Annotated in this window: 1 protein-coding gene; it reads left to right on the forward strand. The window is 60.3% G+C overall.

Going from position 1 to position 1,773, the window contains the following annotated elements; translation table 11 throughout:
* A partial coding sequence (locus ACWF6P_RS31750; RefSeq protein WP_452623696.1) for a condensation domain-containing protein occupies positions 1-1,773 on the forward strand: 1,773 nt, incomplete at both ends.

The following is a 1,773-nucleotide window of genomic DNA, read 5'->3' on the forward strand; positions in this document are numbered from 1 at the left end:
CCGGTGTTCGAGGTTGCGGTGTTCCGGGCTCCGGTGACGGCGGTGGAGGAGATCGTTGCGTCGGTGTTCGCCGAGGTGTTGGGTGTTGATCGTGTGGGTCTCGACGATGACTTCTTCGAACTCGGCGGTAATTCGCTGATCGCGACGCGAGTGGTTGCTCGGTTGGGGCAGGCGCTTGATGCGCAGGTTCCGGTGCGGGTGTTGTTCGAGGTGTCCTCGGTTGAGGGTGTCGCTGCGCGGGTGGAGTCGGAGGTCGGTTCGGGTGCCCGGGCGGCGTTGACGGCGATGGTGCGTCCGGAGCGGATTCCGTTGTCGTTGGCGCAACAGCGGATGTGGTTCTTGAACAGGTTCGAGCCTGAGTCGACTGCGTACAATATTCCGGTGGCGATTCGGTTGTCGGGATCGTTGGACGCGGAGGCGTTGGGCGCTGCCGTCTCGGATGTTGTTGCGCGGCACGAGATTTTGCGGACAGTTTATCCCGAAGTTGATGGTGTCGGGTTCCAGGAGATTTTGTCGGCGGATCATGTTGAATTGCACTTGTCTCCGGTTGTGGTGTCGGAGTCCGATGTCGTTGCTGCGGTGACGGGGTTCTTGTCGACTGGTTTCGACGTAGCGGTGGAGGTTCCGGTTCGGGCACGGTTGTTCGCGGTGTCGGAGTCGGAGTACGTGTTGGCGATGGCGGTTCATCACATCAGTGGTGACGGATTCTCAATGGGGCCGCTCACGCGTGATGTGATGGTCGCGTACGAGGCTCGTTCTCGGGGTGAGGTTCCGGGGTGGGAGCCGCTGGCGGTGCAGTATGCGGATTACGCGTTGTGGCAGCGGGAGGTGTTGGGCTCGGAGGATGACGCTGGGTCGTTGATTTCGCGTCAGGTCGAGTTCTGGTCTCAGGCGTTGGCGGGGTTGCCGGATCAGTTGGTGTTGCCGTGGGATCGTCCGAGGCCTGCGGTGCAGTCGTTCGCCGGCGGCACAGTTGGTGTGTCGGTGGCTCCGGAGGTTCATCGGGCGCTGATGGAGTTGGTTCAGCGTACGAACACGACCATGTTCATGGTGGTGCATGCTGCCTTGGCGGTGACATTGGCTCGTTTGTCGGGTACCGATGACATTGTTATCGGCTCCCCGATTGCGGGACGTGGGGACGAGATTCTTGATGATCTGGTCGGAATGTTCGTCAACACGTTGGCATTCCGCACCAGGATCGATCCGAGCGAATCGTTCAACGACTTGCTTGCTCGTTCGCGTGAGGCAGATTTGGCGGCGTTTGCGCATGCGGATGTGCCGTTCGAGCGGTTGGTGGAGGTGCTCAATCCGGTTCGGTCGACGGCTTACCATCCGTTGTTCCAAGTGGGGTTGTCGTTCCAGAACTTGGCGCAGTCGACATTCGAATTGAGTGGCCTGACGCTTTCCGGTGTCGAGTACGAGAGTGGAACTTCGCAGTTCGACCTCCACCTCATCGTGACCGATCATCACGATGAGGTGGGCGTCGGGGCTGGGATAACCGGCATGATGACGTTTGCGTCGGCATTGTTCGACGATTCGACGGTGGCCGGGTTTGTGGATCAGTTCGTACGCGTTCTCGAAGCCATTTCAGCGGAACCGACTGTCGCTGTGGGCGATATCGTTTTGTTGGGTGAGGTCGAGCGCGCGCTCGTCCTGGAGTCCGGTTGCGGTGAGGTGTGCGCTGGTGTTTCGGGGACGTTGGTGGATTTGTTCGACGAGCAGGTGGTTCGTGGTGCGGATCGTGTCGCGTTGGTGTGTGGTGGTGTCGAGTTG

This window comes from Rhodococcus sp. NPDC055024 (assembly GCF_053608585.1).